The following is a 22,275-nucleotide window of genomic DNA, read 5'->3' on the forward strand; positions in this document are numbered from 1 at the left end:
AAAGATCGAAAAAATTTTTTTATTTTGCCTCACCGCGATGGCGCAGCTGGCAGATGCCTTGGGTCATTGTGCCCATCGGACAGTACACGCACCACGAACGGGGCTTGAACAGCGCCATGGTGATGAGTCCGAGTACGGTAGAGGTCAGCATGACACTGTAAAAACCGAACGCGAACTGCGCAACCCACGGGGTGACCGATGCCGCAGACGAGGCAGCAAAGTGCCAGGGCAGACGGAATGTCCACAGCAGCGTGACCACTTCGCGCAGGCTGGATGCACCGGCTGCGACCAGATAGGTGGTAAACAGCATGTTGAGGAACATGGCGAGGAAGAAAATCAAAAATCCATAGCGGAACCATTTCTGCTTGAGGAAGCGCGGTACCGGACGGTTGCGGGACAGACGCAGGCGTTCCCCGAGCAGCTGAAAGAGCTGACCGCGTCCGCAGTAGCGGTTGCAGTACGCCTTGTTTCCGCTGATGATTGCGATGGCAAGCGGGACGAAAAAGCAGATGAGACCTAGCCATGCAAATAGGATGTTGAAAAATCCCAAAATTAAGTAGAGTGCAGACACAATCCACAGGTAGTCATACCATTTTTTTGCTTTTTTCACGGTGTCTCCTCCTGCATGATCTCGATGACCGATGCCGGGCAGGCTTTGGCGCATAAACCGCAGCCCACACACTGCGTGCGCGCAACCTCGGCAAAGATGCCCTTGGGGACGGTGATTGCCTGACGGGGACAGACCTTCACACAGCATCCGCAGGCAACGCAAAGTGCGGTGTCCACCACCGCAAAACGTTTTTTCATCGTTTGGTTTCTCCTCTCGATTGGTCTGTAAGGAGTATAGCAGATTGCAGGTTGAGATTCCGTGACCCGGTCACAGAACAAAAACACGCCTCCGGTCATACCGAAGGCGTACAGTTAAAAGTGTCTGCGGATTTCCTGTTTTAAACGGTGTTTGGTGCGCGAAGCGCGGATTTTTGCTGCGCCAAGCGAGATACCCATATCGTCTGCAATGGTGCGGAAAGGTTCGTTTTCCACATAAGCTCGGCGCAATAGCTCGAGATCTTCGTATGGTACTACACCGTCATAGAGCGTGTGAAGGTCGATCAAATCGTCCATCCAGTAGGCAGCTTCCTGCTCAATGGCTTCCAGCGTGAGGTGTCCTTTTTCGCGGCGGCGTTTGCAGAACACAATCAGTACTTTACAATATAAGGTACGGCATAACCAACTGCTGGGATTTGCGCAGGCCAGCAGCTGATCGGATTTTTGACAGGCAGACAGAAACACCTGCTGCACGATCTCCTCAGCGGATTCCGGGTCGTGTACCAGACGCAGAGCCATTTGCTGCAATTGCTCTGCCTGCGCGTTCCAGATTTGTTCTACCTGTATTTTTTGCGATTGGTTCAAATACCATCCATCTCCCCGTGTGGACGGATGTGCCATTTGTCCCCGTGCTGTTCCGTCCTGTTTCTATCTGTTATCATGGAAATTGTACTTGTCGGATTTTCGCATTTCTCGACAAAATTCGAGTTGTATCGATATAATACGCTTGGTTTTTTTGACTTCTGCTGCATTATATCATATTTTGATTGCGCTGTCTTTCGTATTTTTTCACCAACATATTGGCATATTGTTTTCCTTTTTCATCGGAAACGTTATGAAAGCCTTTTCACTGTCACTTGACAAACCGAAAGACAGGTGGTTTAATGGTACAAATACGATCAAAAGGAGCGATTTGCCTTGTCTCTGACACATATTGATGACAACGGCGCGGCGCGTATGGTAGACGTTGGAGAAAAGGAAGTGACCCGGCGTTCGGCTTCGGCGCAGGCGGTTGTGTCCATGCAGCCTGAAACGTTGTCCCTGATTTTGTCGGGCGGTATGCCCAAGGGAGATGTGTTCGCCTGTGCGCGTATTGCCGGAATTATGGCTGCAAAGCGTACTTGGGAGCTCATTCCGATGTGCCACCCATTGCCCATCGAGGGCATTGAAATGGAGATTACTCCGATTTCAGACACCGATGTGCGCATCGTTTCGACGCTGCGCTGCACGCATAAGACCGGCATTGAAATGGAAGCATTGACGGCGGCTTCGGTCGCAGCGCTTACGCTCTATGATATGTGTAAGGCGGTTGACCGCGGTATGGTCATTCGGGATGTCATGCTGCTGCGCAAGAGCGGCGGAAAATCGGGCGATTTTTGCCGGGAAGTGTGAGTAAAAAACAGCGTCAACATGGTTGACGCTGTTTTTTGTATGCAGGATATTTTATTGTGACAGACGCATGAGCAGCGCTGCGGTTTCGGCACGTGTCACCGCTGCGAGCGGGGTACAAGTGCCCTCTGCGTTGCCGTACAGAATGCCCGACTGATATGCCCAGCACATCGCCGGACGCGCCCAGTCGGAAACCGAGGAAAAGTCCGAGAAGGGAAGTGTGGTCTGTATAATGGGTGGCATGCCGCAGAAGCGATAGAGCAGAGCAATACATTCTTCACGGGTAACGGTGTCGTAAGGACGGAATCGACCGTCTGGTTCACCGATGGCAATGCCGGCAGCTCGTGCCCAGATGGAAGCCGAATAGTATGCACTGTCAGACGGAATGTCGGTAAATGCCGGAGCCCAAGCGGTCGGCTCACCAGCCATGCGATAGAGCGCCGTGATGAGATCGCCGCGTGCGGCCGGAAGATCGGGACAGAATTGCCCAATGAGCAGCGGCGTCATGAAGCCTTGTTCAACCGCTTGCAGGACAGCCTCTTGATACCATGCATCGTCCGCCACATCGGAAGGCAACGTGGGCTCATCATCCGGGACAATTTCCGAGTCTGTCTCCGTGCGCACGAAACGTGCGGTGACACGGACGTTGGATGCGGGCATGGTGAAGCGCAAGGTGTCGCCGGATAAATCAAAATCAATCGAGCGGCCGCGCGCATCCAGCACGTCCAACGTGTCTAATTGGTAGTCATCATCAGGAAGTACCGTGATTTTGACGGTTTCACCTTGTATGGCTTCGGATGGTGTGCGGAGACGCAATGTTCCGTGCGTGTTTGCACGCAACGTGATTGTGTAATATGTCTCCTCCGGCTCGGTTGGTTCTTCAGGTTCGGTCGGTGGGTCGGGTTCTTCCGGGTCTGTTGACCCATCAGACTGTGACAGTGTTAGCTTGATCGTGCCCAATTCCGAGAGCGTTACGTATGCATATTTTTCCACTGAGTACTCAGGAAACAAAGTTGTGGTTGCCTGGTTGATAGTGGCCTGTACAGATTCGCAATCCTGCGTGGGAAGCGGCAGACGATAGGTACCGTCACCAGCTACGACCGTTCCCTGATCGGTGCGCAATTCGGTTTCAAATGTGAGCGATTGCACCTGTTCTTGACTGTCAAATTCCCACTCCGTCAGCGTGCTGTGAACAGAAATTGTCTGCTCGGGATCGATTTCTGTGCCGTCGACCGATATGCCGCAAATGGGTTGATTGGCAGCTGTATTCTGTGTCATCAGCGTGCGCAAGGCATCGCTGCCCGGAGGATCGAGCGTTTGGGACAATGTAACGGTGCTGTTTGTGGTGTTGCATTCAATCCCTGCCCAGTAGACGTGCCAGGCAAGCTCCATGCGGGATTGCTGAACTGGAGAAGCCGATAAAATAGCATCGCGCTGTGCGTCTGTGGTGCTCTGTGATAAGCGGGTGCAGAGTGCACGCAGTTCTTCTGCGTAGGAGGTGAGTGCATTGCCGTTCGTCAGTGGATCAAATGTTTCCAGCGTACAGCCCGGAATGGCTTGGGACAGAATGTTCTGTATTTCGGTGATAAAGTAATCGATTTCCTGCGCTGCTTGATCGTCGGGAACCTGTGTATATACCAGCTCGGTAAGGTCTGCATCGGCATATAAAGGAGAGGTCATGGCACTTGCCGGCGGCGATTGCGTGCCCCAATAATTGCGCGAGAGGTCACAGTCTGCCACGCAGTCGACCGCACTGTTTGACAGATCCAGTTCGTGAATAACGGTACCGGGAGCACGGAGGGCAAGAGAGCCGGAAAAGGAAGCATGCTCACCGAGGATGGTTACTGGTACCTGCAAGTCAATTGCACCGCTGACGGCTCCGCGCAGCGTCACGGTATCTCCAGCTTGCCATACAGGTGCGGCGGTGGACAGTGAGGTGGATGCGTTGCGCAGACGATCATCAGCGTCGTACCAGACGATTGGAAAGGCGGATAAGTCTACACTATCATCTGCGGATACGTGGATTTGTGTGGAAAGCTTGTCCTTTGCATGAATCAAGTCCACCATGTCCGATGCGATGGACACGGTGGAATGGTCGCCAATGGATATGTCATTTTGTGCGTTTTGAATGGAAAATACACAGGAAAACGGTGATTCTGAACCGCTTTCAAGGCTTGTATCTACAATCGAACACGTGTTATCTTGTGCGGTTTGCTCTAAAAACAGTAAGCCGGAAAATTTGTTTGCGTTGGTCTGTTCGTCATTCAAAGTACAGTCAGAGATTTCGTATGAGCCGTCGGAAGCGCAGATATAAAGAGGCGTAGCTGCATATAGTTGACAGTTGCTAAGCGTAGTTTGAAGACCGGTCTGCGATTCACCACTTGCAAGCGCGGTAAAAGAAGCTTCAAGCGTACAACTGTCTGCCGCGATTTCGACTGAGCCGCTTGCATCTGCATGGATGGCAGCACCACTAGATACGGAATTGGATTGCGGCGTGATGCGAATGTCTGACTCGGATAGAGAAAGAGTGCTGTCTGAGCAGTCTCCGGTTAGCAGAATACCGGTTGAGTGATCGATAGAGCTTGTAAATTTGCAGCGCTCCAGAGTTAGAGAACTATTTTGTGCCGAAAACGTGAGAAGTTCGGTGCTGGGAGGGGGGCGTGAAATATCGGGGCAGTCAATAACAACGTTACTGAGTTCATATTGAGCATGCTCACCGGCCAGTGTAAAGGGAGTATCGGAACGTGCATTTCGGTTCATCAGTATGCTCAGGTTGCATAGCGTCAGATCACCCGACGCTTGCAAACACGCTGTACTGCTAAGCGTCAGCTGATAATGATAACCGTCAAGCGTGACGCCAGACGGAAAGATGATCGTTTCACTGACGGTACAGTCGGAAAGCAGTTCGATGACATCACCCTCTTGTGCCTGTGCCACTGCATCGGAAAGCGTGGAAAAAAGCTGATCTCCAATTTTGACTGAGGCCTGCGCAGCAGATGCAGGGAACAGGGACGAAGCCAAAGTCAGGAGCAGAACAGCGGAGATGAGTCGATGCAGAGGATGTTTCATCGGAAGAACTTCCTTTCAGAATATCCGCAGAGGTGGATAAAGGGATGAATTTGAAAATATAAGTATATAAATTCATTATCAGAAGAAAGGAAAACTTCGTCAATTCGCATTCTGACCGCGAACATTTGTACCAAACCTGATTTGAAAACATAGAAACAAAAGAATTCGACAAAATATGACACAATTTGAGTTTCTGGAAACATTTGCCATACAAAGTACAGGGTGGAAAATATTTTCGAAATACAGTATTTTAGTGGTAGATAACTAGAAAAGTGAGGGAGAAAACAAAAAAAGAACCATCCGTTTGGATGGTTCTTTGGGTGGCGGAGAAGGTGGGATTCGAACCCACGTGACGTTTTACCGCCAACTCGATTTCGAGTCGAGCTCGTTATGACCACTTCGATACTTCTCCATATTCCATTGGGCTGTCGTTAACAGCTTATTTATTCTATCACGGAATTGTGTATTTGACAAGCCCTTTTGGAAAAAATTTTTTAACCTACGAAATAGGTATCGAGTACCTGGCGTGCCTGTGCAATGGCCTGAGCATCGGTGCGCCAGATTTCAAATTCACTGATTCCGGGCAGTCCCATGGGGACACCTTCGCGGCGGTAGGTCATTTGGCTGTCCAGCGTGCGCTTACCTGACATGTGGAAGGCGTGTGCGCCGGTCACAGGCAACAGATCACCAATCACCGCTGCATTGACACCCGCACCGATCAGAATTTCTACATCGTCTCCTGCACGGTGTACCAGTTCGGTCAGCAGCGGAGCGCCCTGCACACAGCTAGCAGCCTGTCCCGAGGTTAAGATGGTATTAACACCGAGCTTTTTGGCTGTTTTCAGAGCGGTAAACGGGTCGCGGCAGACATCAAATGCGCGATGCAGGGTGATTTTGCAGTCGGGATTTTGCGTCCGTGCAGCCTCGATCAAACGTGCCATACCATCGCGATCCAGCGCACCGTCCGGAGTCAGCATGCCGATGACGACCGCACGTGCACCATGGGCTGCAAACCAGGAGGCTTGCTGCTCCATGAGCATAAATTCTTCGTCAGTATACAGAAAATCACCGAAACGCGGGCGGATCAGGACATGGATGGGAAGGGTACAGCTCTCCTGTACGCGGGAGAACAGGAAGGGATCAGGAGTTGTACCGCCGATAATCAGGTTACCGCACAGTTCAAAGCGGGTGGCGCCGCCTGCCTGCGCCGCGCGAGCGGATTCGACCGAATCCACGCAGGCCTCTAATACAAATTTCATTGTGTTCCTCATTTCCGGTAAAAGCCGTATTCTTATCTAATAGTATATCGTGGTACCTTATAAAATGCAATCGGAACGCACTCGCGTAGAGGCAGACTTCTCGAAATGGAAAATAAAAGTTTTTGTTGACAACGGGCAGGGCAGCCTGTATAATAAAATCACTGTCATGGGGGCGTAGCTCAGCTGGGAGAGCGTTTGAATGGCATTCAAGAGGTCATGGGTTCGATCCCCACCGTCTCCACCACCAAGTGCATAGCGTGGACATTTAGCTCAGCTGGTAGAGCATCCGCTTGACGTGCGGAAGGTCATGGGTTCGAGCCCCTTAGTGTCCACCATAGAAAATAAATCCGAATCTGTATCGATTCGGATTTATTTTTTTGCTTTGACGGGCAAAACAGTATAGGGAAGAGCAAAGCTGCGCATAGAAATATCAGCTTGAAAAAATTTTTTCAAAAAAGGGTTGACACAACGGTTAGTCTATGCTAACATATGTCCAGAGGTTAGCCAAGACTAACATCTAAAGGATTCACCCCCTTTCTCAAATTCTCGAATCGTTCCCCGCCGGACGGTGCCCGCAGCACCGTCCGTGTGGCGGAAGAATTTAGATAGGTGGGTTAGTCTAAACCAACAAATTGGGAGGACGCACGATGTACTCTTTTGATCTTCTGCTTGCCGAGCACGGTGCGCCCGTGCTGGCAGGAATTAAAACTGCAAACCTGATCACCTGCCGCAGAGCATGGTATCCCGATTTACCCGAACTTTTGAAAACCTATCAGGCGGTCTTTCACGATCGCGGCGTGCGCTTTCGCATTCTGTGCGCCTGCGATTACCGTTTTCTGCTCCTGATCTACCGTCCGGAACGACTGCTGAACGATCTGGCTTCCCAGGAAGCGCGTACACTGCTCATGCAGAACGGTTATCCGATGGAAGAGGGGCTGGATGCGCTGCTGGAGCATCTGAGCGAGCGTATTATGACAAATCGCGAGTTTCCGCATGAGATCGGCCTGTTTTTGGGCTATCCGGTTGAGGATGTGCGCGGATTCATCGAGCAGCGCGGAAAAGACTGCAAGCTGAGTGGATATTGGAAGGTATACGGTGACGAGCAGGCGGCAAGACGCCTCTTTCACCAGTTCGACCGCTGCCGGGATACGGCACGCGGCTACATAGAACGCGGAATGACGATCTTAGAACTTTTCGCGGCATAATCCAATTCAAATTACACCATTTACACTGCAAAGGAGAACGATTATCATGAGTCAGATCGCTGTGATTTACTGGAGCCAGACCGGCAACACCGAACAGATGGCGAATGCAATCTGCGAGGGCATCAAGAGCGCAGGCGGCGAAGCGGTGCTGCTGCACGTAGCAGACACCAGCGCGCAGGAAGCTGCGAAGTATGGCCGCATGGCATTGGGCTGCCCGGCGATGGGTGCCGAGGTTCTGGAAGAAGCTGAGTTTGACCCGTTCTTCACCGAACTCGAAGGCAATCTCGGCGGCAAGCGCGTCGCACTGTTCGGCTCCTATGGTTGGGGCGATGGCCAGTGGATGCGCGACTGGGTCAAGCGTGCCGATGACGCAGGTGCACTGCTGATTGGCGATGGCCTGATGGCGCACGAAACCCCGGATGATGATGCACTGGCAGCATGCCGTGCACTGGGCGAGTCGCTGGTCAAGGCGTAAGCCAACCCATTCCTTTTGGGAACTCCCGTTTACGGATTCCACATAAAACTTCTCATCTCGATTCCGGAAGACCGGCTGTCCACACACCGGTCGGTCTTCCAATCCTCCACTTGTAACACACACGGAAAAAGCAGCTGGTCTGTGGCACGGAAACGCGGACCGGAACAACAAAAGCCGTCAGCATGATGCTGACGGCTTTTGTCATCCTTATTTAAAGTAAGGGAACATCAAAATAAGGTGCAAGGACAGGGACTTGCTGTAAGGCCAACGCGGCATCGGGGAAATCTCGCATGAGCCGCTTGGCACATCTGGTGCAGAACCCGTCATACTGGGCACGATCGGCCATCATCTGCTGTTTGAATCCCCAAACATGGGTAAACCAGGTTTGTCCGGATAAAAACAGCTCGGGCAAATCCATGAAGAAGTCCAGTGGGACATGCGCACGGGCTGCCAGCATGGCGAGCAGCCGCTGTTCGGCAAATACCATATAGGTCAAACCGTTGTCAGCCGGGGAGGCTGCCTGCATGAAATCGAGTGCCGTCTGTACATACTGTTCGGTAAATGCACGGTCACCAAAATAGGAAAGAGCGGTGTTGGCCGGACGAACCGTCCAGTCAAGGGATGCCAGATCGAACGGTTTGTGCAGGGTAAACGCCTCGGGACCCGGGTAAATATCGGGCATGATATCCTCGGAATGAATGGTCATCAGTTTATGTCCATCCAGACGGTCGGACAGATTGCGCCAGACGATAAAATCGGTATCGATCATGACACAGGGCGCGCCGAAGTGCTGCAAGGCATAGAGCTTGCCAGCCGCCCAGAAGCAAGTCGCGTCGATTTCCTGGGGAATATCTTCCAATACGGCATGAATGCCGTCATCCCACAAAAAAGTAAGGCCAAGAGAGGTGTAATAGTCCTTGGCCGTGTTGTCGCATAACATCGCAATCGAGCCATTTTCCCGCCGCCAAGTCAGCGCGGACAACGCTGTGGTCAACAACTCAAACGGGGGAACGGTATAGACTGCATCCGCACCGTTTCGGGCGAAAAATGGACGCGTCCAGTTGGAGTGAAAGGCACGCACGGCTTAGATCAGCTCCAATCCGTAACCACCGGCCAGCATAGCCGAACCCGAGCCGATAAACGATCCGAAAGAACCCGAAGTCGTGTACCAATACGAGCCCGAACCCCAATACCAGCTGGTCATCCACGAGGTCGTAAAGGATGTCATAAATGAGGTCATATAAGAGGATGCGAACGAGCCCGAACCACCGCCGGCATAATAGGTCACGGTGTTCATCTGCTGACCTTGCTGAGGCTGCACCGCACCGGCCATCACCGGATAGGACGGGCCTTCAATCTGGATGGGATACCAGCCGATGTGCACCGGATCACAGAGGAAAACCGGAGCGGGCATCGCGCCGGTTTCGGACGGTGTCTCAGACTGCTGCGCGGTCTGTGCCTGTGGTTCAGCTGTCTGTGTGGTCTGCGTCGGCTTGTGGGGCGCGGGATGCGGCGCACAGTGCCGGGCGAAGCTATCAAGATCGAACACAACGCCGTCCACTTCCCGGAAGTGTTCGGGGTCCAGTTCGAGAATACGGTTTCTTTTTTTGTTCGCCATACGAGCGCCCTCCTTGCCATTCTGCTTTTATTATAAAAGACCCCGTGCATTTGCGCAACTGTTTTGTGCAAATTTATCATACTTTACAGGCGAACCGTTTTCGCGTATAATGGAGAAAAAAGACGAAAAGGAATCGAAAAATGGAATTTATACAGGAAAAAACGAGTGTATGGGAGCGTTTGCAGCAAGAAGACCGCCCCATTGCGCTCTACGGTATGGGAGACGGCGCGGACAAGATCTTGCGCGTGTTTGCCGACAAGGGAATCAAGGCCTCGACGGTCTTTGCGAGCGATGAATTTGTGCGCGGACATAGCTTTGCAGGCTTTCGCGTGCAAAAACTGTCCGAGGTTGTCGAGCAGTACGGCGAGGACATTGTGATCGTGCTGAGCTTTGCCAGCCAGCGCCCCGAATTACTGGAACGTTTTTATGAACTGGACGCACGGTTTGACCTGGTTGCACCCGACGTACCGGTTGCAGGCGGTGGCCTGTTTGATCTGGACTTTGTGCACGCACATGCTGACGAATTCCAGCGCGCCTACGATTGGATGGCAGACGAGACGGCAAGACAGGTGTTCTCTGATATTGTCAACTTTAAAATCAGCGGAAAAATTGACTATTTGAGACATTGCGAGACCGATAAGGACGAGGTGTTTCGAAACATTCTCAAGCCGCACGGTCACGAGTGCTTTGCCGATCTGGGCGCGTACAATGGCGACACCATCCGCGAGCTGCTGTCTTATACCGACGGCGCTTACGACAGCATCACAGCGCTCGAGCCGGATAAGAGAAACTTTAAGAAGCTCAGCCGCTACGCAGAGGAGAGTCTGACCGGAAAGGTCGAGCTGGTGCAGGCAGGCGGTTGGTCGGAGGATACTGTGCTCACCTTCGCGGCCAAGGCCGGACGCAATTCTGCGCTTGCAAAGCAGGGTATCCCGACTCAGATGCGGTCGCTTGACAGCGTGCTGGGCGGTGCGCCGTGCACCATGCTCAAATTGGACGTGGAGGGTGCTGAGCACCAAGCACTTCTGGGTGCGCAGCAGACCATCAAGACCCATCATCCTCGTCTGAATGTCGCTTGCTATCACCGCAATGAAGATTTGTTTGATCTTCCTGCATTATTAAAGGAATTTGACCCGTCCTACAAGCTCTATCTGCGCCATCATCCTTACGTTCCCGCATGGGATGTGAACCTGTATGCCGTGTGAGGTGCTTGGACAGGATTGTGAACTTTTGAGGAAATGATGCACAAAAGACTGGAAATTCTGGTGTAAAAGTGGTATGCTGAAAACAGAATACCGCCGCGCGCGGAAAAAGGAGACAGAGCATTATGGCAACTGGTTGTTTTTACTGTGACGAGCATCACGAGGGTCGCGAAGCGATCATGTTCAAGGTCGGCGACATGAAGGCCGGCACCCTGTACCTGTTTAAGGATCAGGCACATAAGGGCCGCTGCGTTCTGGCACTGGGTTCGCACAAGAAGGAGCTGTGCGAGTGCGACGATCAGGAGCGCACCGATTTTATGGAGGATCTGGCACGTGCTTCGGGCGCAGTTAAGAAGCTGTGGGGCTGCACCAAGCTCAATCTGGGTTCTTATGGCGACAGCAATCCGCACCTGCATTTCCACATCGTACCCAAGTACGAGGGTGGTTTTGAGTTCGGCGGTTCGTTTGCCATCACCAATCCCGAGCCGGTACACCTGACGCAGGCAGAGTACGATGAGATGATCGCAGCACTCAAGCAGGAACTGGGCATCTAAAATCCAATCGTTCAGAGCATCCAAACGGGAGTCGTTACGGCTCCCGTTTTTTGATTTTTCGACCGGTTTCTGTTTGCAAACGGTTTGTTAAATTTGCGGTTTTCGTTGCAAAAAGGTATGAAATCCACTATAATGGGAATGATCAGTTTATCTGGAGGAAATTTACTGTGTTACTTCGATCTTTGCTGAGCGGAGACCTGCGGGAGTTCGTCATTACGCTCTGTCTGGTACTGCCCGCGGTTGTCATCTGTCTGACCATTCATGAATGTGCACACGGTTTGACAGCGCGCGCACTGGGTGACCGGACGGCCGAGCGTGCCGGACGACTGACGCTTGACCCCATGGCGCACATCGATCCCTTCGGCTTCCTGTGTATGATGCTGTTGGGCTTCGGCTGGGCGCGTCCGGTGCCGGTCAATGTGTCCGGTTTCCGCATCAAGAACCGCAAACTGGGCATGGCGCTGGTTGCACTGGCAGGCCCGGTGTCCAACCTGCTGCTCGCGCTGGTCAGCTACATTGTGGCGCTGCTTCTGACTTATAAGGTAAACAGCGACATCATGTTCCTGGAAACCCTGCGTATGTTTTTCACCTACATCGGCATACTGTCGGTCGGCCTGGGTGTATTCAACCTGATTCCGGTGCATCCGCTGGACGGCTCGCGTGTGCTCAATGCCTTTCTGCCGTACCGGCTTCAGGTCAAGATGGAGCGCTATCAGTCGGTCATTCTGCTTGCGCTGATCGTCATTCTCTACTTCGGCCTGTTCGATTTGGTCATCGAAGGTGTCGACAACTGGGTGCTTGATCTGGCCATTCGGGTGGTGCGTCCCCTGTTATGAATGAAATGACCTTCCATCTGTCGGCGTTCGATGGTCCGCTCGATTTGCTGCTGCATCTGATTGCACGCAATAAGGTATCTATTTATGATATCCCGATTGCGTCCATTTTGGAGCAGTATTTGGAGGTGCTGCACACGGCAGAGGCGATGGACTTGGACGTAGCCGGTGATTTTATCGCGATGGCGGCGCAGCTGGTATATATTAAGTCCAAGATGCTGCTGCCAAAGCCCGAAGCCGAGGAAGAGGAAGACCCGCGTGCCGAGCTGGTCGAGCAGCTGCTTGAATATCAGCGCATGAAGGAGATGACGCCGTATTTCCGCGATCATCTAGACGTTGGGCGCGATGTGATTGCCAAGCCGCCCGAACCGCGTGGCGAACGCGGACCGGTCGAGTACCATCATCAGCCGTCCGATCTGGTGCGTGCTGCCCGTGCGCTTTTGGAGCGTGCCCAGCGCCGCACGCCGCCGTCAGCCGCCGCCTTTCGCGGCATTGTCGGTCGTGAGAGTGTGCCGGTCGGGGTCAAGATTGCAGCCATCCTCAAGCGATTCCTCGGACAGACCCGACTGCGCTTTACCAGCCTGTTTGAGGGTGCGAAAAGCCGGTCGGAGGTGGTTGCCACCTTTTTGGCTGTGCTTGAGCTGTCCAAGGAACGACGCATTGTGCTGGAAGGCGATGGGGAACAGACCGAACTTACACTGGTGGAGGACGATAGGGCATGACAAAACTGGAAGCAACGCTGGAGGCCATTCTGTTCGCGGTTGGCGATGCCGTACCCGTTGCGCGCCTGGCAGCGGCAGCCGATGCCGAACCGGCACAGGTTGCGCATGCGCTGCACACGCTGGCGGCACACTACGACCAGTCGGGCAGCGGCATTCAGCTTGTGCGCATGGAGGATAAGGTGCAGCTGTGTACCCGTCCGGCCTACGCCGCAGCCGTGCGCCGTGCGACCGAGAGCCGCAGACCGCCGGCGCTGTCCGCGGCAGCACTCGAAGTGCTGACCGTTGTAGCCTATCGCCAGCCGGTCACCCGCGCCTATATCGAACAGCTGCGCGGCGTGGACTCGAGCGGTACGGTGGCCAGTCTGCTGGATAAGGGACTCATCGAGGCATGCGGTCATCTGGACGTGCCGGGAAGGCCGACTCTGTTCCGCACGACCGACGTTTTTCTGCGTACCTTCGGCATCAGCGGTCTGTCTGAATTGCCCAACCTGCCCGAACTGACCGAAGGGGAACAGCTTGTGCTCAAGGAAACGGAGTGAGGGCGGATGATTGTGCTGAAGATTGTCGGCTACATCGCAGGCGGACTGGCCGCAGTGCTGCTGATCGTGTTTGTGCTGGCATTTTTGCTGCTCCTGCCGCGCGTCGGCATGGATTTGCACGCGCAGGACGGCACGTTCACCGCGAAGATCCGATATGGATGGATTTACAAGACCATCAGCTTGCCGAAAGGCAAAAAGAAACAGCCAAAACAAAAATCCGAGAAACCGTCCAAACCGGCCGAAGAAACATCGAGCAAATCGGGAATGGGAAAGGATATCCTGTTCAAACTGGATTTGGGAGATGTGATGTGTGAGGTGCTGGATTTTCTGGACGACGTGAAGGATCGCCTGCGCATCGATGTACTGTATGTCCATGCGGTGCTGGCGACCGGAGACGCGGCCAAGACCGGACTGTATCTCGGTTATCTCTCGGCGATTACGGGTATCATTTACCCGTTTCTCGCCCGTAATTTTACCATCAAAACCCTGGAAATCGTGTTAGACGGCGATTTCGAGGGCAGTAAGACCCGATATGACCTGCGCTTTGCCTGCTCGTTCCGTCCTATCCGCATGTTGGCGGCGGGCGTGAAGCACGGCTTCCGGCTGTATCGGATGATTCGACAGACGCAAAAAGTGGAGGCGAAAGCAAAATGAGTGAACATCATCCCATCCAAGACCTGATGAACGGGACTATGGAAAAGATCAAGAGCATGATCGATGCCAATACCGTTGTCGGCACGCCCATCACCACACCGGACGGCACGACTGTCATCCCGGTTTCGCGTGTGACCTTTGGCTTTGGTTCGGGCGGCACCGATTTCCAGAGCCGTCATTCCAAGGAGACCACCCCGCTGAGCTTTGGCGGCGGCGGTGCGGCTGGCGTGACCGTGACGCCGGTTTGTTTTCTGGTCATCTCGCCGACCGAGGGCACGCATGTACTGGGCATCAATGCACAGGCTGTCAATACCGCAGACCGTCTGGTCGAGATGATTCCGGGTGCAGTCGGCAAGGTGTCGAGCTTCCTGGCCAAGCGCATGGGCGAAGACCCTGAAGAGACCGCCGAGGAGCTCAAGACCAACAAGTCCGAAACGACCGAGCCGTAAAATTTTTCCGGTTTCTCCCGTATATTCCGCCGAACCTACTCGTATGATACATGGGTAGGTTCTCTTTTTCAGGAAAGATCGGGAGGGACGGAAATGCGAAGATGGCGGACAAGGGTTTTGATGTGTTTGTTTCTGGTGCTGTTATGCGGACGCGCCGGAGCGATGAGCGCACAGAGTGCGGTGGTGATCGATGCCGATACCGGCGAAGTGCGCTATGAGCACAATGCGGACGCCGTGATGCCTATGGCGTCAACCACCAAGATTATGACCGCTATTGTCGCCATCGAACAGGGAGACATTGACCGAACATACACGGTCAAACCGGAGTACACCCAGACCGAGGGCTCGTCCATGTACCTCAAACCGGGAGAGACGGTCAGTATTCGGGATACCTTGTATGGACTCATGCTGATGAGCGGAAACGACGCGGCACTTGCCATTGCGGGCGAGTGCGGCGGACAGGAAGCCTTTGTGCAGGCGATGAACGACAAAGCCGAGACGCTGGGGCTTACAAACACGCATTTTGAAAACCCGAACGGTTTGGACAGGGAGACCCACCATACAACGGCGCGGGAGCTGGCTGAGCTGACAGCCTACGCGCTGCAAAATCCGGATTTCCGGGAGATCGTCAGCACCAAAAACATCACTTGCGCCGGGCGCACGATGGTCAATCATAATAAGATGCTCAGTCTGTACAAGGGTGCAATCGGGGTCAAGACCGGGTACACCAAAAAGTGCGGGCGGTGTCTGGTGTCGGCTGCCGAGCGCAATGGTCGCACGCTGATTGCCGTGACCCTCAACGATCCGGATGACTGGAACGATCACTGCACCATGCTGGACGAGGCATTTGCACAATATACCCCGGTGACCCTGCATGAGGCAGGGGACACGGTAGGGGAGGTCACAGTCGAGGGCGGGACGGCGCAGTCGGTGCCACTCATTGCCGGGCATGAAGTGACCGCCTACCTTGCACCGGGAGAACAGGTCACGGACAGCTTGCGTGGCCGACCGTTTGTGTATGCGACCGTGGCAGGCGGAGACTATTACGGTGAGATCGTTTATCAGATTGGCGAACATATTTTGAAGACCGATACCCTGTCTTATGCGTACGATGTGGAGCAGCTTCCGTCGCGCAAGGGTATTTTGGAACGGTGTCTGGACTTTGTCCGGGGACTGTTCGATTAAAAGATCAGTTTTGAAGGAAATAAGAGGATAAAGATATGAAAGAACGCATTCAGAAAATTATGGCACAGTCCGGTCTGTGCTCGCGCCGCGCGGCAGAGCAGATCATCCGCGATGGCGGCGTGACCGTCAACGGCCGTCCGGCAGGTCTGGGCGACTCGGCTGACCCGGTACGCGATAAGATTTTGGTTAACGGCAAGCCGCTGCGCCGTGCAGAGGAGAAGGTTTACCTCATGCTCAACAAGCCGCGCGGCTATGTGTCCACGCTCAAGGACGAGCGCGGCAGAAAGACCGTCCGTCAGCTGGTTGCGGGCTGCCATGCCCGCGTTTATCCGGTTGGTCGACTGGACGCCGATTCCGAGGGTCTGCTGCTCATGACCAACGACGGCGAATTGACGCTGCACCTGACCCATCCGTCACACGAGGCGGGCAAGACCTATCTGGTCAGCGTGCGCGGTGACCTGCGCCGCCTGTCCGGTCTGGAGCAGCCTATGGATATCGACGGCTACACCGTCCAGCCTGCCAAGGTATATATCCGTGACCAGGCTTCGGATACCGAAGCGCATATTGAAATGACCATTCACGAGGGCAGAAACCGCCAGATTCGTAAGATGTGCGAGAAGTGCGGTCTGGAGGTTCGCCGCCTCAAGCGCATCGCGGTCGGTGAACTCATGCTTGACCCCAAGCTGGCACCCGGAAAGTGGCGTGCGCTGACCCCGGAAGAAATTGCATATTTGAAGGAATTTTAAATTCATCTTGCAAAAAACTTGCAAACGCTCTTGCATTTTCTCCACATATTTCATACAATGAATTTAGACCGCTGCACCATCTGCCGGTGCAGCGGTTGCTTTTGCAATGAAAACGCGCCGGATATGTGAAAAACGGCGTGAATAGAGGAGACAAACAGGCAACGCCATGAATGATTTGATGAACCGGATTCAGTGCAATCTGCCCGAATTTTCCAAGGGCCAGAGGCTGATTGCACGGTATATCACAGAACACTATGACAAAGCGGCCTTTATGACCGCGAGCAGACTGGGCGCGACGGTGGGCGTCAGTGAATCGACCGTCGTGCGCTTTGCAACCGAACTCGGCTATGACGGATACCCGCATCTGCAAAAGACCTTGCAGGAGATGATCCGCAACCGCCTGACCGCTGTGCAGCGCATGGAGGTCACCAACGACCGCATGGGCAACCGCGATGTCTTGCAGACCGTGCTGTCGGCAGATGTGGAAAAAATCCGCATGACGCTCGATGAGATCGACCGCGAGGCGTTCCAGAGTGCGGTGGAAGCGATCTCCAACGCCAACCGTATTTACATCCTGGGTGTGCGCTCGTCGTCCGCGCTGGCCAACTTCCTGGGCTTTTACTTCTCGCTGATTTTCGACAATGTCAAGCTGGTCAACACCAATACGGTCAGTGAGATTTTCGAGCAGGTACTGCGCGTCGGCAAGGGGGATGTCTTTATCGGCATCAGCTTCCCGCGCTACTCCAAGCGCACGCTGTCGGCTATGAAGTATTCCAAGGATCAGGGTGCACAGGTCATTGCCCTGACCGACTCCCGTCTGTCGCCGCTCGCACGCTATGCCGACCATGTACTGGTCGCCAAGAGCGACATGGCTTCTTTCGTGGACTCTCTGGTCGCACCGCTGTCCGTGCTCAATGCGCTGATCGTTGCGGTTGGTATGAACCGTCAGCAGGAGATCGAGGGTACATTCAACAAGCTGGAGTCCATCTGGGACAAGTACCAGGTCTATGAGAAGCTGGAGGGCGAATAAATGACGATTGCAGTCATCGGCGCGGGCGCTGCCGGACTCATGGCCGCAGGTGCTGCGGCAGAGGCGGGCGCACACGTGCTGCTGTTCGACAAGAATGCCAAAGTCGGACGCAAGATTATGATTACGGGCAAGGGACGGTGCAACGTCACCAACAACTGCGACGTACAGACCGTTCTGGCCAATGTGCCGGTCAATCCCCGCTTTCTGTACTCGGCGCTGGGCGGATGCAGTCCGGCTGACGTGATGGACTTTTTTGAAAATGAGGGCGTACCGCTCAAGACCGAGCGCGGCAACCGTGTATTCCCGGTGTCCGACAAGGCGCTTGATATCGTGGACGCGCTGTTTTTCTACGTCAAGCGACTGGGCGTGAAATTTGAATTTGAACATACCGTAGAAAAGATTCTGACCGGGGAAGACGGTGCGGTGTGCGGTGTGCAGGCGGACGGTAAGACCTACGAGGCCGACCGGGTCATCGTCGCCACCGGCGGCGCATCCTATCCGGCGACCGGTTCGACCGGCGACGGCTATACCTTTGCTAAGGCACTCGGTCACACGGTCGTGTCTCCGCGTCCGTCTCTGGTTCCGCTGGTTGCACGCGGTGACGTGTGCCAGAAGCTGATGGGACTGTCGCTCAAAAACGTGCAGGTCACGGTCTACGAGGGACAGAAGGCGGTCTATGAGGACTTTGGTGAGATGCTGTTCACCCATTTCGGCGTGTCTGGCCCGCTCATCCTGTCGGCATCGGCGCACATGCGCCATTTCGGCAGCAAGGAGTACCGCATCGATATCGATCTCAAACCGGCATTGGACGAAAAGACGCTGGACAAGCGTCTGCTGTCCGATTTTGAAAAGCACAAGAACAGTGACTTTATCAACGCGCTCGGCGAACTGCTGCCGCGCAAGCTGATCCCCGTTGTCGTGGAGCGCTCGGGCATCGATCCGCGTGTCAAGGTGCATTCGGTCACCAAGGCACAGCGCCAAGCGCTCGTGCGCCTGCTCAAGGCGTTTCCGGTGGAGATCACCGGTGCCCGTCCGATCGCCGAGGCTATCGTTACGACCGGCGGCGTGTCGGTGCGTGACGTCAACCCCAAGACCATGGCGTCCAAGCGCACCCCGGGTCTGTACTTTGCGGGCGAGGTGCTGGATGTAGACGCATACACGGGCGGCTTTAACTTACAGATTGCCTGGGCGACCGGTCGGCTGGCCGGCAAGAGCGCGGCAGAGGAGGAACAGAAATGAATCAAGACGTGATTGCAGTCGCGATTGACGGGCCTGCCGGTGCGGGCAAGTCGACCATCGCACGAGCAGCTGCCGCACAGCTGGGCTTTGTCTATGTAGATACCGGCGCACTGTACCGTACCATCGGTCTGGCTGTCTGCCGCCGCGGCATTGATGGCACCGATGTACCGGGCATCCTTGCGACGCTGCCCGAAATTCAGGTGGGACTCACGTATCAGGACGGTGCGCAGCATGTGCTGCTGGACGGTGAGGACGTGTCCGATGCCATCCGCACCCCGCAGATTTCGACCTATGCTTCGCAGGTCTCGTCGGTGCCTGAAGTGCGTGCCTATCTGCTGGATTTGCAGCGCGATCTGGCACGCCGTCAGTCGGTTATCATGGACGGACGCGACATCGGTACGGTCATTCTGCCCGATGCAAAGGTCAAGATTTTCCTGACCGCATCGCCCGAAAAGCGTGCGGCACGCCGCTGCGCTGAGCTGCGAGAAAAGGGGCAGGACGTGACGGTCGAGGGCATTCTGGCCGACATGGAACGCCGGGACGCGCTGGACGCTTCGCGTGCTGTGGCACCGCTCAAGCAGGCGGAAGATGCCGTTCTAGTGGATACCAGCGACCTGACTTTGGAACAGAGCATTGAGGCCGTCCTGACGGTCATTCGTGACAAGATGAAAGGAGCGTGACCGGGGTGGCTAAATATCATCGCTGGTTTCAGCGTTTGGCGCTGCCCTTTGTGCAGCTGGCATTTCATATCCATTTTAAGCTGCACATCGTCGGCCGCGAAAACATTCCGGAAGGCGGCTGCGTGGTTTGCCCGAACCACAAGCACAATTCCGACCCTCCGCTGGCTGCGTGCGGTATTTCCAACCGTCACAGCATCCGCATTATGGCCAAGAAAGAGCTGTTTGAGATTCGCGGCCTGAGCTGGCTGATTACTTGGCTGGGTGCGTTCCCGGTCGACCGCTCGAGAGCCGATCTGACCGCGATCAAGACCGCACTGCAAGCGGTCAAGGACGGCAACAAGCTGCTCATTTTCCCGCAGGGCACACGCGGTGCCAGTGAAAACGAGGCCAAGGACGGCGCGGCAATGCTCGCGCTCAAGACCAAGGCTCCCATCGTTCCCATGTACATTACCGAGAAGAAGGAAAAGCATGGACGGGTCAACGTCATCATCGGCAAACCCTTCCTGCCTGACCCGAAGAGCAAAGATTATGCAGCGCTGTCTCAGGAGATCATGCGCCGCATTTATGAGCTGAAGCCGGAGGAAGAGCGATGAGTCGGGTCACGGTTGCCCAGTCGGCGGGCTTTTGCTTTGGCGTGCGGCGCGCGGTGGATTTAGCCGAGCGGGAAGCGGCCAAACATCAGACGCTGTACTCGTACGGCGAGATTATTCACAACACCCATGAGACGCGGAGACTGGAAAAGCTGGGTGTGCGCACTGCCGAATGCACAGCCGACATCCCGGACGGCGCAGCCGTTCTCATCCGCGCCCACGGCGTGACGCGGGCGGTCTATGAGACGCTCGAAGCCAAGGGATGCACGGTCTACGACGCGACCTGCCCGTTTGTTGCCAAGATTCACCGGATTGTCGAGGCAGAGTCCAAGGCTGGCCGGAGAATCATCATTTTGGGCAGCAAAAACCACCCGGAAGTACTCGGAATTGCCGGTTGGTGTCAAAATGCGGCGATTTATGAGAGTTCAGAGCAACTTTTGCAGGCTTTGGACGAACTCGGCCTTCCGCCCGAAACCCCGGTCAGCGTTGTGGGTCAAACCACACTCAATCGGGCAAGTTGGAATATTTCTGTGAAGATTCTAAAAAAAAGGTATACAAACTGCAAAATATTTGATACAATATGTAATGCTACGGATGAGCGCCAGACAGAAGCTCGTTCGCTTGCCGGAAGATCGGACTGCATGGTTGTGATCGGGGACAAAAAAAGCTCGAACACCAAGCGCCTGTATGAGATCAGTGCGTCTCTTTGCCCACACGTCCTCCACATCGAGGACGCGACAGAACTCGGGACGTCGGATATCGAGGCACTTCGTGGCCTAACAGTGGGCATCACCGCAGGCGCGTCTACTCCGGCATGGATAATTAAGGAGGTCAGTAACATGATGAGCGCAGAAACTAGAATCGAAACCAATGAGGATTTCGCAGCAATGCTGGAGGAGTCCTTCAAAACTTTAAATAATGGAGATAAAGTCACCGGCACCGTCATCGCCGTTTCCCCGACTGAGGTACAGGTTGATCTGGGCGTAAAGCACACCGCTTACATCCCGGTATCCGAGCTGTCCGACGATCCGTCCTACAAGGTTGAGGAGCATGTAAAGCCGGGCGACGAGATCGAGGCTGTTGTCGTTCGCGTCAACGATCTCGAGGGCACCGTTGCTCTGTCCAAGAAGCGTGTTGATCAGCTGAAGGGCTGGGAGACCATCGAGGCTGCTAAGGAAGAGCACACCCCGGTTGAGGGCACCATCATCGAGGAGAACCGCGGCGGTATCGTTGCAACTGCTCACGGCGTTCGTGTCTTCATCCCCGCTTCCCAGACCGGTGTTCCGAAGGACGAGTCCATGGCACAGCTGGTTAAGACCAAGCAGACTTTCTACATCACCGAGATCAACCGTCAGCGCAAGCGCGTTGTTGGTTCTATCCGCCAGATCCAGCAGGAGGCTCGCAAGGCAGCTGCTGAGAAGGTTTGGGAGACCATCGAGGTTGGCGCAGAGTACGAGGGCACCGTTAAGAGCCTGACTTCTTACGGCGCATTCGTTGACATCGGCGGCGTAGACGGCATGATCCACATCTCCGAGCTGTCCTGGGGCCGTATCAAGCATCCGTCTGAGGTTGTCAGCATCGGCGACCATGTCAATGTATACGTAATCGCACTCGACCGCGAGAACAAGAAGATTTCCCTGGGCTACAAGCGTCCGGAGGACAATCCGTGGAACATCTTTACCACCAACTTCCAGGTTGGCGACACCGCTACCGTTAAGATCCTGAAGTTCATGCCCTTCGGCGCATTCGCAGAGATCGTTCCGGGCGTTGACGGCCTGATCCACATTTCTCAGATTGCTGATCATCGCATCGCAAAGGCTGAGGAAGCTCTGACCATCGGCCAGGAGGTTGAGGCTAAGATCATCGACATCAACGATGAGAAGAAGAAGGTTTCCCTGTCCATCCGTGCACTGCTGGACGGCACTGACGAGGAGTAATCCTGTAATATCGCTTCATAAGAGAGCACCCCATTTCGGGTGCTCTTTTTTTGCCCTGTGAGGACTACCGCCGCA

24 protein-coding genes and 3 tRNA genes are annotated in these 22,275 nt (G+C 54.6%); 19 read left to right on the forward strand and 8 right to left on the reverse strand.

Translation table 11 applies throughout. The annotated features are described in order from the left end of the window. Positions 1-19 precede the first annotated feature (19 nt). From B5D52_RS11225 to B5D52_RS11235, 3 genes are all read right to left on the reverse strand, one after another. Positions 20-610, reverse strand: a complete 591-nt coding sequence (locus B5D52_RS11225; RefSeq protein WP_016146254.1) for a 4Fe-4S binding protein — start codon at positions 608-610, stop codon at positions 20-22. Next, the gene (locus B5D52_RS11230; RefSeq protein WP_016146255.1) at positions 607-807 is read right to left on the reverse strand and encodes a 4Fe-4S binding protein; all 201 of its coding nucleotides are present in this window, start codon (positions 805-807) and stop codon (positions 607-609) included. The genes B5D52_RS11225 and B5D52_RS11230 overlap by 4 nt, the downstream gene beginning before the upstream one ends. 114 nt (positions 808-921) lie before the next feature. Continuing rightward, a complete protein-coding gene (locus B5D52_RS11235) occupies positions 922-1,410 on the reverse strand; it encodes an RNA polymerase sigma factor (protein WP_040332446.1) in 489 nt (162 codons plus the stop codon). 333 nt (positions 1,411-1,743) lie between these two features. Between B5D52_RS11235 and moaC the strand changes: the two genes are divergently transcribed. Next, entirely contained in the window at positions 1,744-2,217 is a 474-nt protein-coding gene (gene moaC / locus B5D52_RS11240) for a cyclic pyranopterin monophosphate synthase MoaC (protein ID WP_016146257.1), read from the forward strand. 51 nt (positions 2,218-2,268) lie between these two features. Here the strand turns inward: moaC and B5D52_RS11245 are convergent, their stop codons facing one another. The 3 genes from B5D52_RS11245 to B5D52_RS11255 all read right to left on the reverse strand — a co-directional run bounded on the left by B5D52_RS11245 (position 2,269) and on the right by B5D52_RS11255 (position 6,542). Next, entirely contained in the window at positions 2,269-4,299 is a 2,031-nt protein-coding gene (locus B5D52_RS11245) for an S-layer homology domain-containing protein (protein WP_159446502.1), read from the reverse strand. A 1,305-nt stretch (positions 4,300-5,604) separates the two neighbouring features. Next, positions 5,605-5,695 (reverse strand) — tRNA-Ser (locus B5D52_RS11250). Positions 5,696-5,777: 82 nt separating this feature from the next. Beyond that, positions 5,778-6,542 carry a copper homeostasis protein CutC gene (locus B5D52_RS11255; protein WP_016146259.1) on the reverse strand — a complete coding sequence of 255 codons (765 nt, stop codon included), beginning with the start codon at positions 6,540-6,542 and terminating at the stop codon, positions 5,778-5,780. A gap of 168 nt (positions 6,543-6,710) precedes the next feature. Here B5D52_RS11255 and B5D52_RS11260 point away from each other — a divergent pair. The 4 genes from B5D52_RS11260 (at position 6,711) to B5D52_RS11275 (ending at position 8,222) form a co-directional block, all read left to right on the forward strand. Continuing rightward, a tRNA-Ala gene (locus B5D52_RS11260) sits at positions 6,711-6,786 on the forward strand. A gap of 15 nt (positions 6,787-6,801) precedes the next feature. Next, positions 6,802-6,877 (forward strand) — tRNA-Val (locus tag B5D52_RS11265). Positions 6,878-7,189: 312 nt separating this feature from the next. Further along, the gene (locus B5D52_RS11270; RefSeq protein WP_016146260.1) at positions 7,190-7,747 is read left to right on the forward strand and encodes a DUF3793 family protein; all 558 of its coding nucleotides are present in this window, start codon (positions 7,190-7,192) and stop codon (positions 7,745-7,747) included. 46 nt (positions 7,748-7,793) lie between these two features. Then, positions 7,794-8,222, forward strand: coding sequence for a flavodoxin (locus tag B5D52_RS11275; RefSeq protein ID WP_016146261.1), 429 nt, complete (start codon positions 7,794-7,796; stop codon positions 8,220-8,222). 211 nt (positions 8,223-8,433) lie between these two features. Here B5D52_RS11275 and B5D52_RS11280 read toward each other — a convergent pair whose 3' ends face one another. Next, positions 8,434-9,303, reverse strand: coding sequence for a DUF6734 family protein (locus B5D52_RS11280; RefSeq protein WP_016146262.1), 870 nt, complete (start codon positions 9,301-9,303; stop codon positions 8,434-8,436). 3 nt (positions 9,304-9,306) lie between these two features. Next, entirely contained in the window at positions 9,307-9,840 is a 534-nt protein-coding gene (locus B5D52_RS11285) for a hypothetical protein (RefSeq protein ID WP_016146263.1), read from the reverse strand. A 140-nt stretch (positions 9,841-9,980) separates the two neighbouring features. On the opposite strand from B5D52_RS11285, the gene B5D52_RS11290 reads away from it, so the two are divergent. The 14 genes from B5D52_RS11290 (at position 9,981) to B5D52_RS11355 (ending at position 22,200) form a co-directional block, all read left to right on the forward strand. Beyond that, entirely contained in the window at positions 9,981-11,045 is a 1,065-nt protein-coding gene (locus tag B5D52_RS11290) for an FkbM family methyltransferase (RefSeq protein WP_016146264.1), read from the forward strand. A gap of 122 nt (positions 11,046-11,167) precedes the next feature. After that, complete coding sequence (locus B5D52_RS11295; RefSeq protein WP_016146265.1) at positions 11,168-11,596, forward strand: HIT family protein; 429 nt, start codon at positions 11,168-11,170, stop codon at positions 11,594-11,596. Between the two features lie 167 nt (positions 11,597-11,763). Next, positions 11,764-12,432, forward strand: coding sequence for a site-2 protease family protein (locus B5D52_RS11300; RefSeq protein ID WP_016146266.1), 669 nt, complete (start codon positions 11,764-11,766; stop codon positions 12,430-12,432). Continuing rightward, positions 12,429-13,151 (forward strand): segregation and condensation protein A, encoded by a 723-nt coding sequence (locus tag B5D52_RS11305; RefSeq protein ID WP_016146267.1) that lies wholly within the window; start codon positions 12,429-12,431, stop codon positions 13,149-13,151. The genes B5D52_RS11300 and B5D52_RS11305 overlap by 4 nt, the downstream gene beginning before the upstream one ends. Then, on the forward strand, positions 13,148-13,690 hold the full coding sequence (gene scpB, locus B5D52_RS11310; RefSeq protein WP_016146268.1) for an SMC-Scp complex subunit ScpB: 543 nt from the start codon (positions 13,148-13,150) through the stop codon (positions 13,688-13,690). The genes B5D52_RS11305 and scpB overlap by 4 nt, the downstream gene beginning before the upstream one ends. A gap of 6 nt (positions 13,691-13,696) precedes the next feature. Next, positions 13,697-14,344 carry a DUF2953 domain-containing protein gene (locus B5D52_RS11315; RefSeq protein WP_016146269.1) on the forward strand — a complete coding sequence of 216 codons (648 nt, stop codon included), beginning with the start codon at positions 13,697-13,699 and terminating at the stop codon, positions 14,342-14,344. Next, the gene (ytfJ, locus tag B5D52_RS11320) at positions 14,341-14,793 is read left to right on the forward strand and encodes a GerW family sporulation protein (protein WP_016146270.1); all 453 of its coding nucleotides are present in this window, start codon (positions 14,341-14,343) and stop codon (positions 14,791-14,793) included. Before B5D52_RS11315 ends, ytfJ begins: the two co-directional genes overlap by 4 nt. Positions 14,794-14,913: 120 nt before the next feature. Next, entirely contained in the window at positions 14,914-15,978 is a 1,065-nt protein-coding gene (locus B5D52_RS11325) for a D-alanyl-D-alanine carboxypeptidase family protein (protein WP_051113132.1), read from the forward strand. A gap of 35 nt (positions 15,979-16,013) precedes the next feature. Further along, positions 16,014-16,724, forward strand: a complete 711-nt coding sequence (locus B5D52_RS11330) for a pseudouridine synthase (protein ID WP_016146272.1) — start codon at positions 16,014-16,016, stop codon at positions 16,722-16,724. 166 nt (positions 16,725-16,890) lie between these two features. Then, complete coding sequence (locus B5D52_RS11335) at positions 16,891-17,754, forward strand: MurR/RpiR family transcriptional regulator (protein ID WP_016146273.1); 864 nt, start codon at positions 16,891-16,893, stop codon at positions 17,752-17,754. Then, positions 17,755-18,993 (forward strand): BaiN/RdsA family NAD(P)/FAD-dependent oxidoreductase, encoded by a 1,239-nt coding sequence (locus B5D52_RS11340; protein WP_016146274.1) that lies wholly within the window; start codon positions 17,755-17,757, stop codon positions 18,991-18,993. It abuts the gene before it with no gap. Continuing rightward, a complete protein-coding gene (gene cmk / locus B5D52_RS11345) occupies positions 18,990-19,673 on the forward strand; it encodes a (d)CMP kinase (protein WP_016146275.1) in 684 nt (227 codons plus the stop codon). Before B5D52_RS11340 ends, cmk begins: the two co-directional genes overlap by 4 nt. 5 nt (positions 19,674-19,678) lie before the next feature. Beyond that, the gene (locus B5D52_RS11350; protein WP_016146276.1) at positions 19,679-20,266 is read left to right on the forward strand and encodes a lysophospholipid acyltransferase family protein; all 588 of its coding nucleotides are present in this window, start codon (positions 19,679-19,681) and stop codon (positions 20,264-20,266) included. After that, the gene (locus B5D52_RS11355; protein WP_016146277.1) at positions 20,263-22,200 is read left to right on the forward strand and encodes a bifunctional 4-hydroxy-3-methylbut-2-enyl diphosphate reductase/30S ribosomal protein S1; all 1,938 of its coding nucleotides are present in this window, start codon (positions 20,263-20,265) and stop codon (positions 22,198-22,200) included. The genes B5D52_RS11350 and B5D52_RS11355 overlap by 4 nt, the downstream gene beginning before the upstream one ends. Positions 22,201-22,275: the final 75 nt, after the last annotated feature.

This window comes from Butyricicoccus pullicaecorum DSM 23266 (assembly GCF_900167005.1).
In the GTDB taxonomy this organism is placed as follows: domain Bacteria; phylum Bacillota; class Clostridia; order Oscillospirales; family Butyricicoccaceae; genus Butyricicoccus; species Butyricicoccus pullicaecorum.

What these genes read in the sequence shown, in the direction of transcription:
- B5D52_RS11230 (WP_016146255.1), bottom strand. Translation starts at nt 807, where the DNA reads ATGAAAAAACGTTTTGCGGTGGTGGACACCGCACTTTGCGTTGCCTGC.
- B5D52_RS11255 (WP_016146259.1), bottom strand. Translation starts at nt 6,542, where the DNA reads ATGAAATTTGTATTAGAGGCCTGCGTGGATTCGGTCGAATCCGCTCGC.
- B5D52_RS11270 (WP_016146260.1), top strand. Translation starts at nt 7,190, where the DNA reads ATGTACTCTTTTGATCTTCTGCTTGCCGAGCACGGTGCGCCCGTGCTG.
- B5D52_RS11275 (WP_016146261.1), top strand. Translation starts at nt 7,794, where the DNA reads ATGAGTCAGATCGCTGTGATTTACTGGAGCCAGACCGGCAACACCGAA.
- B5D52_RS11285 (WP_016146263.1), bottom strand. Translation starts at nt 9,840, where the DNA reads ATGGCGAACAAAAAAAGAAACCGTATTCTCGAACTGGACCCCGAACAC.
- B5D52_RS11290 (WP_016146264.1), top strand. Translation starts at nt 9,981, where the DNA reads ATGGAATTTATACAGGAAAAAACGAGTGTATGGGAGCGTTTGCAGCAA.
- B5D52_RS11295 (WP_016146265.1), top strand. Translation starts at nt 11,168, where the DNA reads ATGGCAACTGGTTGTTTTTACTGTGACGAGCATCACGAGGGTCGCGAA.
- B5D52_RS11305 (WP_016146267.1), top strand. Translation starts at nt 12,429, where the DNA reads ATGAATGAAATGACCTTCCATCTGTCGGCGTTCGATGGTCCGCTCGAT.
- scpB (WP_016146268.1), top strand. Translation starts at nt 13,148, where the DNA reads ATGACAAAACTGGAAGCAACGCTGGAGGCCATTCTGTTCGCGGTTGGC.
- B5D52_RS11315 (WP_016146269.1), top strand. Translation starts at nt 13,697, where the DNA reads ATGATTGTGCTGAAGATTGTCGGCTACATCGCAGGCGGACTGGCCGCA.
- ytfJ (WP_016146270.1), top strand. Translation starts at nt 14,341, where the DNA reads ATGAGTGAACATCATCCCATCCAAGACCTGATGAACGGGACTATGGAA.
- B5D52_RS11325 (WP_051113132.1), top strand. Translation starts at nt 14,914, where the DNA reads ATGTGTTTGTTTCTGGTGCTGTTATGCGGACGCGCCGGAGCGATGAGC.
- B5D52_RS11330 (WP_016146272.1), top strand. Translation starts at nt 16,014, where the DNA reads ATGAAAGAACGCATTCAGAAAATTATGGCACAGTCCGGTCTGTGCTCG.
- B5D52_RS11335 (WP_016146273.1), top strand. Translation starts at nt 16,891, where the DNA reads ATGAATGATTTGATGAACCGGATTCAGTGCAATCTGCCCGAATTTTCC.
- B5D52_RS11340 (WP_016146274.1), top strand. Translation starts at nt 17,755, where the DNA reads ATGACGATTGCAGTCATCGGCGCGGGCGCTGCCGGACTCATGGCCGCA.
- cmk (WP_016146275.1), top strand. Translation starts at nt 18,990, where the DNA reads ATGAATCAAGACGTGATTGCAGTCGCGATTGACGGGCCTGCCGGTGCG.
- B5D52_RS11355 (WP_016146277.1), top strand. Translation starts at nt 20,263, where the DNA reads ATGAGTCGGGTCACGGTTGCCCAGTCGGCGGGCTTTTGCTTTGGCGTG.